6 protein-coding genes are annotated in these 8,076 nt (G+C 63.7%); 5 read left to right on the top strand and 1 reads right to left on the bottom strand.

From position 1 onward, the window contains the following. The first annotated feature begins 156 nt into the window (after nucleotides 1-156). Entirely contained in the window at nucleotides 157-1,554 is a 1,398-nt protein-coding gene (locus tag SO139_RS24590) for a UdgX family uracil-DNA binding protein (RefSeq protein ID WP_498540705.1), read from the top strand. Between the two features lie 108 nt (nucleotides 1,555-1,662). After that, nucleotides 1,663-3,285, top strand: a complete 1,623-nt coding sequence (locus tag SO139_RS24585) for an inorganic phosphate transporter (protein WP_449379560.1) — start codon at nucleotides 1,663-1,665, stop codon at nucleotides 3,283-3,285. A gap of 72 nt (nucleotides 3,286-3,357) precedes the next feature. Here SO139_RS24585 and SO139_RS24580 read toward each other — a convergent pair whose 3' ends face one another. Next, nucleotides 3,358-4,530, bottom strand: a complete 1,173-nt coding sequence (locus SO139_RS24580) for a M20 aminoacylase family protein (protein ID WP_449379561.1) — start codon at nucleotides 4,528-4,530, stop codon at nucleotides 3,358-3,360. A 156-nt stretch (nucleotides 4,531-4,686) separates the two neighbouring features. Here SO139_RS24580 and SO139_RS24575 point away from each other — a divergent pair, with 156 nt between their 5' ends. From SO139_RS24575 to SO139_RS24565, 3 genes are all read left to right on the top strand, one after another. Further along, nucleotides 4,687-6,306 (top strand): GMC family oxidoreductase, encoded by a 1,620-nt coding sequence (locus SO139_RS24575; protein ID WP_449379562.1) that lies wholly within the window; start codon nucleotides 4,687-4,689, stop codon nucleotides 6,304-6,306. An 8-nt stretch (nucleotides 6,307-6,314) separates the two neighbouring features. Next, entirely contained in the window at nucleotides 6,315-7,004 is a 690-nt protein-coding gene (locus tag SO139_RS24570; RefSeq protein ID WP_498540707.1) for a DUF4336 domain-containing protein, read from the top strand. Nucleotides 7,005-7,131: 127 nt separating this feature from the next. Next, complete coding sequence (locus tag SO139_RS24565) at nucleotides 7,132-8,070, top strand: metallophosphoesterase family protein (protein WP_449379563.1); 939 nt, start codon at nucleotides 7,132-7,134, stop codon at nucleotides 8,068-8,070. The last annotated feature ends 6 nt before the right edge of the window (nucleotides 8,071-8,076 follow it).

Here is an 8,076-nt window from a genome sequence, read left to right as displayed (position 1 = left end):
CCTTCAGAGATGGTCGCCAGGATCGTCAGAAAGACAAACGATCGGCTGGCTCATTTGTTCATGATATGTTCTAATATAAAGCTAACAGCGCCACCGGAGTCAATCGAATTGGCGCACCCGCAAATTCATGAGTGGAATCAAGAGGATTCAAGTGCCATGTACCTCATCACCCTCGATAGCGAGACTGATTTCGACGGCTGGCGCAAAGCCGCACGCGCGCTGGCATTGCATCACATCGCCCCCGCGGACGTGACGTGGGGCGGGCCAGGCCAAACCAAGGATCAGATTCCGCCCGGCCTGTCCGAGGCGCCGAGCCTTCCGCCGATCGAGATCGAAAACACCTTCAACGTGCCGGCCAATTTCATCGAGATTGCACGCGTCGCGATCCTCAATCGCGACGGCGAACGCTTTGCGCTGCTCTATCGACTGCTGTGGCGGTTGAAGGCCGATCACGACCTATTGGCAACGATGACCGATCCCGATGTGGCGCTGGCCATGGCGATGGCGAATAGCGTGCATCGCGACGTGCAGCGGATGCGCGATGTCGTCCGTTTCCGCGAAATCGGACGCGAGCAGAAGGCGCATTATGCCGCCTGGTTCGTGCCGGAGCATCACATCGTCGAATTCGCCGCATCTTTCTTCGCGCGCCGTTATGCCGACATGCCCTGGTCGATCCTCACGCCCGACATCTGCGCCCACTGGGACGGCCACGTGATCTCGTTCACGCCGGGGATCAGCCAGACGGAGATGCCTGCAGCAAACCGATTGGAGGAGACTTGGCGCCGCCACTTCCAGCCGGACCGGCCGATCGCACCGGAAGCGCCCAAACCGCGCGGGAGGAACCTCGCGGAAGCCTCGATACTTGAACCTCTGCTCGCCGATGCCGAACGCTGGACCGGCGGACGGATCACCCCGCGCCCGGAGGCACCCATGCCACGCAAACCCGCCGCCGATGATCTCGAAACGCTGCGCGAGGAAGCCGCCCACTGCCGCGCCTGCCCTCTCTACAAGGATGCAACGCAGACCGTGTTCGGCGAAGGCCCGAAGTCTGCCACCATCATGCTGGTCGGCGAACAGCCCGGCGACAAGGAAGACATCGCCGGTCATCCCTTCGTAGGCCCTGCAGGCATGATGCTCGACCGCGCGCTGGAAGAGGCCGGCGTCGACCGCAGGAAGGTCTATGTCACCAACGCCGTGAAACACTTCAAATTCGTGCCGCGCGGAAAAATCCGCCTGCACCAGAAGCCGAACACACCGGAGATCCGTGCCTGCCGGCAATGGTATGAGCGAGAACTGGCGGCCCTTCGGCCCAGCCTCGTCGTGGCGATGGGGGCGACCGCCGCGCAATGCGTGTTCGGCAAGATCACGCCGATCGGCAAGAACCGTGGCCGGCTGATCGATCTGCCCGACGGCCGCAAGGCACTGGTGACCGTGCATCCGTCCTATCTGCTGCGGCTGCCTGACCCCAAGGCAAAAGAGCTGGAATATCAGCGCTTTGTGGATGATCTGAAGATCGCAGCCGGATTCCGGGAAAAATCAGCACGGGCGGCGTGATATAACACACGCTGCGCCGCAGCAGATACCGGTGGAGAAGCACCGTCATTTCAACTGCCTGTCACATGCCGCGCGCAAAATCGGAGCACAGGGACAGGAGAGTTTTTAATGAGTGACCTTGCTTTACCCGGCTCCATCGAGCCAGCGTTGCGGAAAGGGCCAGACCTCGACCGCGGTTTTCATCCGCTGACCGGCATTATCTACATGGGGATCATCGCCGCGGCGCTGCTCTTCGTCGCCTACAGCATTTGGGTCGACGTCGATGCGACCGGCACGCAGGTCAAGAGCATTGCGCCCTTCCTCATGCTGTTCGTCGCGCTGCTGATTGCGCTCGGCTTCGAGTTCGTGAACGGCTTCCATGACACTGCCAATGCGGTCGCAACCGTCATCTACACCCGCTCGCTGCCCGCCCATATCGCCGTGGTCTGGTCCGGCCTGTTCAACCTGTTCGGCGTGCTGCTGTCATCGGGCGCAGTCGCATTCGGCATCGTCTCGCTGCTGCCGGTGGAGTTGATCCTCCAGGTCGGCTCCAGCGCCGGCTTCGCCATGGTGTTTGCACTTCTGATCGCAGCGATCATCTGGAACGTCGGCACCTGGTATTTCGGCCTGCCGGCGTCGAGCTCGCATACGCTGATCGGCTCGATCATGGGCGTCGGCATCATGAATGCGGTCCTGCACGGCCGCAGCGGCACCTCGGGCGTCGACTGGACCCAGGCCACCAATATCGGCAAGGCACTGCTGCTGTCGCCGCTGTTCGGCTTCGTGCTCGCCGCCGGCCTGCTGTTCATCCTGCGCGCCGTGCTGCTGCGCGCCACGCCCGCTCTGTTCGGCGAGCCGAAGGGCGACCAGCCGCCGCCGTGGTGGATCCGCGGCATCCTGATCCTCACCTGCACGCTGGTGAGCTTCTTCCATGGCTCCAATGACGGCCAGAAGGGCATGGGCCTGATCATGCTGATCCTGATCGGCACCGTGCCGACGGCCTATGCGCTCAACCGCGCCCTGCCGGCGAGCCAGATCGAGCAGTTCGTCGCGAACTCGGAGGCCGCAAGCAAGGTGATCGAGGCCAAGGCCGCCGGTTACAACGTCATCGGCAACCCGCGTCCCGCGGTGACCAACTACGTCGCTCAACACGAGGTCAACGGCGGCACATTCCCGTCGCTCGCCGTGCTGGTGCGCGACATCGCCAAGCAGGTCACCACCTACGGCTCGCTGGCGAAGGTGCCGGCGGAAGTCGTCGGCAACACCCGCAACGACATGTACCTCGTCTCCGAAGCGATCCGCTTCCTGATGAAGGACAAGGAGGCCGAGCTCAGCGCCAACGACGTCGCCGTGCTCACCGCCTATAAGGGCTCGCTCGACAACGCCACGAAGTTCATCCCCGGTTGGGTGAAGATCGCGGTCGCCATCGCGCTTGGCCTCGGCACCATGGTCGGCTGGAAGCGCATCGTCGTCACCGTCGGCGAGAAGATCGGCAAGACGCACCTCACCTACGCGCAAGGTGCCTGCGCCGAGATCACCGCAGCCGCCACCATTGCCGCCGCCGACGTCTACGGCCTGCCGGTCTCGACCACGCATGTGCTGTCGTCAGGCATCGCCGGAACCATGGCGGCGAACGGCTCCGGTCTGCAATGGGCGACGATCCGCAACATCGCGATGGCCTGGGTGCTGACGCTGCCGGCCGCGATGATCATCTCCGGCGTGCTCTATTACGTGTTCTCGCGCGTGTTCTGAGCTCTACGCCACTCAACGACAAAGGGCCCGTGCATCGCGCGGCCCTTTTCATTTTGGCTCAGGTTTGCGTGCTTACGAAGCCGCCAGAGAGTTCTCCACCAGCTTGATCCAATAGGACGTACCGTAGACGATCGCCTCGTCGTTGAAATTATATGCGGGGTGATGCAGACCCGCGCTGTCGCCATTGCCGCAGAAGATGAAGGCGCCGGGGCGCGCTTCCAACATATAGGCAAAATCCTCGCCGCCCATAAGCGGCGGCATCTCGTGCACATTGGCATCGCCCGCGACCTGTTTGGCCACTGTCCGCGCGATCTCGGTCTGCGCGGCATGATTGTTCACCACAGGATAATTCCTCTTGTAGTGCAGATCGATTTTCGCGCCGGTGATCTGCGCCACGCCCGCCACCACCTCGCGCACGCGCTTCTCGACAAGGGCCCGCACCTCCGGCGTCAGCGTGCGAATCGTCCCCTTCAGCTCCGCGGTCTGCGGAATGACGTTGCGGGCGTTGCCGGCGTGGAATTCGCAGATCGAGATCACGGCCGAATCCAGGGGATCGATGCTACGCGCGACGATCGACTGCAGCGCCGTGATCAGCTGCGCGCCGACCAGAACGGAATCGACGCATTTGTGCGGACGCGCGGCGTGGCCGCCGACACCCTCGATTTTGATGTCGACCTCGTCGGTCGCCGCCATGATCGGCCCCTGCCGGATCGCGAACGAGCCGATCGGAATGCCGGGGCCGTTATGCATGCCGTAGACCTGGTCGATGGAAAAACGCTCCATCAGCCCGTCCTTGACCATGGCCGCGCCGCCGGCGCCACCCTCCTCGGCCGGCTGGAAAATCACGACGGCATCGCCGGCGAAATTGCGGGTCTCGGCGAGATAGCGGGCCGCCCCTAACAGCATCGCGGTGTGACCGTCATGGCCGCAGGCGTGCATCTTGCCCGGATTCTTCGAAGCGTAAGGCAGGTTGGTCTGTTCCTCGATCGGCAGCGCGTCCATGTCAGCGCGCAGGCCGATGGTCTTGATGCCCTCGCCGGCCGGCTTCTTGCCCTTGATCAGCCCGACCACGCCGGTCTGGCCCATGCCGGTCACGACCTCATCGCAACCGAACTCGCGCAGACGGTCCGCGACGAATGCTGCGGTGCGGTGAACGTCATAGAGCAGCTCCGGGTGCTGATGGATGTCCCGCCGCCAGGCCTGGATGTCAGGTTGAAGATCGGCGACACGGTTCACGATGGGCATGGAGGATCTCAAGCCTTCAGTTGGGAATACAGCATTGTCTACCATGCAAGCTGCCGTCTACCTAGTCGAGGTAGCCCTGCCTCGCCGTCATGGCTGGCCGCTGGCTTGTCTTGGCCATCCACGTCCGACTAAATAGGACGAGCGGGCGGAAGCAGAATGCCGAGACGGCTTGAGGGTGAGTTCGATTACATCGTCGTCGGGGCCGGCACGGCGGGCTGCATCGTCGCCAACCGGCTCTCGGCTGATCCGAACAACCGCGTCCTCATTCTCGAGGCCGGCGGCGACGACAACTGGATCTGGTTTCACATCCCCGTCGGTTATCTCTTTGCCATCGGCAACCCGCGCTCGGACTGGATGTTCAAGACCGAGGCCGAGCCGCGACTGAACGGCCGCGCGCTCGCTTACCCCCGCGGCAAGGTGATCGGCGGCTGCTCGGCGATCAACGCCATGATCTCGATGCGGGGACAAGCCGCCGACTACGACCATTGGCGCCAGCTCGGGCTCGCCGGCTGGGGCTATGATGATGTGCGGCCGCTGTTCAGGCGGCTGGAGGATCATTTCCTGGGCGAAAGCGAGCATCACGGCGTCGGTGGCGGCTGGCGCATCGAGGCGCCGCGGCTCTCCTGGACTATTCTTGACGCCGTGGGCGATGCCGCAGAGGAGATGGGCATCAAGCGCATCCCGGATTTCAACACCGGTGACAACGAGGGCACGAGCTATTTCCACGTCAACCAGAAGCGCGGCCGCCGCTGGTCCTCGGCGCGCGGCTTCCTCAAGCCCGCGCTGAAGCGTCCCAATCTGCGGCTCGAGAAGCACGTGCTGGTGGACCGCCTCATCATCGAGCATGGCCGCGCCGTCGGCGTGCGCTTCATCCAGAACGGCGAGACCATCGAGGCGCGCGCCAAGCGCGAGGTGATCCTCTCGGCGGGCGCGATCGGCTCGATCCAGGTCCTGCATCGCACCGGCATCGGACCTGCCGACTGGCTCACGCCGCTCGGCATCGACATCGTGATGGACCGGCCCGGCGTGGGACGCAATTTGCAGGACCATCTGCAACAACGCGCGATCTACAAGGTCGAGGGCGTACGCACACTGAACGAGACCTACTACAATCTGTTCCGCCGCGGCCTCATGGGGCTCGATTATGCCTTCCGCCGCCGAGGTCCCCTCACCATGGCGCCGTCTCAGCTTGGCATCTTCACCCGCTCCGACGCGACGCGCGCGCGCGCCAACATCCAGTTCCACGTGCAGCCGCTCTCGCTCGACAAGTTCGGCGATCCTCTGCATCGCTTCCCCGCGATCACGGTGAGCGCCTGCAATCTCCAGCCGACCTCGCGCGGCAACGTGCGCTTACGCGCCGCGACGCCGGACGAGAAGCCGATCATCGCGCCGAATTACCTCTCGACCGCCGACGACCGCCAGGTCGCCGCCGACGCCATCCGCACCACGCGCCGCCTGATGCAGCAGAAGGCGCTGGCAAAGTATCGCCCCAGCGAATACCTGCCCGGCCCCTCCGTCGGCGACGACGACGCCTCGCTCGCCAAAGCCGCCGGCGATATCGGCACCACCATCTTCCATCCCGTCGGCACGGCGAAGATGGGCGCGGCCAACGATCCGATGGCGGTCGTCGACGAGCGCCTGCGCTTCTACGGCCTCAGTGGCCTCCGCATCATCGACGCCTCGATCATGCCGACGATCACGTCGGGCAACACCAATACGCCGACCGCGATGATCGCCGAGAAAGGGGCAATGATGATTTTGGAAGATGCGAGGTAGCTTTGACGATGCTGCAGGAGTTCGGCCGCGACATCTGGATCGCAGATGGGCCCAACGTCGCGGTCGCTGGATTTCACTATCCTACCCGAATGGCTGTCATCAGGTTACCGGACGGAAATCTGTTTGTCTGGTCGCCCACGAAAATCACCGAGGCTCTGCGAGAAGCAGTCGATACCGTCGGCGAAGTCCGCCACATCGTCGCGCCCAACTCACTTCATCACCTCTTCCTGCCTGAGTGGAAGCGGGCCTACCCGGGAGCCAAGCTCCACGCGCCTCCCGGCCTGCGCAAGAAGCGCATCGATATCAGCTTCGATGCCGACGTCGAAGATACACCGGCCCCCGATTGGGCCGAGGTGATCGACCAAGTCGCGGTGCGTGGCAACCTAATCACGACGGAAGTGGTGTTCTTTCATGCCAGCAGCAGGACGGTGCTCTTCACAGATCTCCTCCAGCAAATTCCGTCTCATCTGCTGTCGGGGTGGCGGGCAACCGTTGCGAAGCTGGATCGCATGGTTGGGCCCGAACCGTCGGTGCCGCACAAGTTCCGGATTGCGTTTGCCAACCGACGCGTGGCGCGAGAAGCTCTCACGCGCGTTCTCGCGTGGCCTGCAGAAAAGGTACTGATGGCCCACGGAACACCGGTCGAGACGGATGCATCGGCATTTCTGCGCCGCGCATTTGCGTGGCTTAGCCCTTAAGCGGCAGATCTGAGGCCGCTGGACTTGCGCCACTCCCTCACGAAATCGTCATCACTTCCCGGAATAAACCAGCCGCTCCCCCGATCACCTCCTCCGAAGCCCAATTCCGGGCGCAAGGAGAGGCGTGATGAGCGGACACGACCACGGGGACGACGGCGTCAACCGCCGCAAGGTGCTCGAATGCATGACCTGGGCCGGCACCGGGGTGCTCTGGACCATCACGGGTGGCGTGCCGCGCTCGCTCGGCATCGTCGATTCCGTGCAGGCGGCCGAAGCGCCCGGCATGACTTTCCTCCAGATCAGCGACAGCCATGTCGGCTTCGACAAGCCGGCCAATCCCAACGCGCTCGGCACGCTGGAGGAGGCGGTCAACAAGATCAACGCGATGCCGGCCAAGCCGTCCTTCATGATCCACACCGGCGACATCACCCACCTGTCGAAGGCCGCCGAGTTCGACAATGCCGAGCGCATCATCTCGCAGACCAAGCTCGACGTGCACTACGTGCCGGGCGAACATGATTTCCTCGACGAGGAGGTGAAGTTCTATCGCGACCGCTACGGCCGCGGCACCAAGGGCCAGGGCTGGTATTCGTTCGATGCCGGCGGTGTGCATTTCGTCGGCCTCGTCAACGTCGTCGATCTCAAGGCCGGTGGACTCGGCAATCTCGGCGCCGAGCAGCTCGCATGGCTGGAGGATGATCTGCGCGGCAAATCGAAATCCACCCCGGTGGTGCTGTTCGCCCACATCCCGCTCTGGACCGTCTATCCGCAATGGGGCTGGGGCACCGAGGACGGCGCGCGCGCGCTTGAATACGTCAAAGGCTTCGGCTCGGTCACCGTGCTCAACGGCCACATCCACCAGGTGATGCAGAAGGTGGAGGGCAACGTCACCTTCCACACCGCGCGCTCCACCGCCTTCCCGCAGCCCGCGCCCGGAGCTGCCCCCTCACCCGGCCCGATGAAAGTCGAGGACGCAAAGCTCCGCTCCATGCTCGGGGTCGCCAGCGTCAACTTCAAGCAAGGCAACCAGCCGCTTGCGATCATCGACACGCCGCTCCAGGGTTGAACGGAA

It is taken from the genome of Bradyrhizobium sp. UFLA05-89, assembly GCF_059803475.1.
This window is presented reverse-complemented; position numbering and strand designations above follow the sequence as displayed.

What these genes read in the sequence shown, in the direction of transcription:
- SO139_RS24590 (WP_498540705.1), top strand. Translation starts at nt 157, where the DNA reads ATGTACCTCATCACCCTCGATAGCGAGACTGATTTCGACGGCTGGCGC.
- SO139_RS24575 (WP_449379562.1), top strand. Translation starts at nt 4,687, where the DNA reads ATGCCGAGACGGCTTGAGGGTGAGTTCGATTACATCGTCGTCGGGGCC.
- SO139_RS24565 (WP_449379563.1), top strand. Translation starts at nt 7,132, where the DNA reads ATGAGCGGACACGACCACGGGGACGACGGCGTCAACCGCCGCAAGGTG.
- SO139_RS24570 (WP_498540707.1), top strand. Translation starts at nt 6,315, where the DNA reads ATGCTGCAGGAGTTCGGCCGCGACATCTGGATCGCAGATGGGCCCAAC.
- SO139_RS24585 (WP_449379560.1), top strand. Translation starts at nt 1,663, where the DNA reads ATGAGTGACCTTGCTTTACCCGGCTCCATCGAGCCAGCGTTGCGGAAA.
- SO139_RS24580 (WP_449379561.1), bottom strand. Translation starts at nt 4,530, where the DNA reads ATGCCCATCGTGAACCGTGTCGCCGATCTTCAACCTGACATCCAGGCC.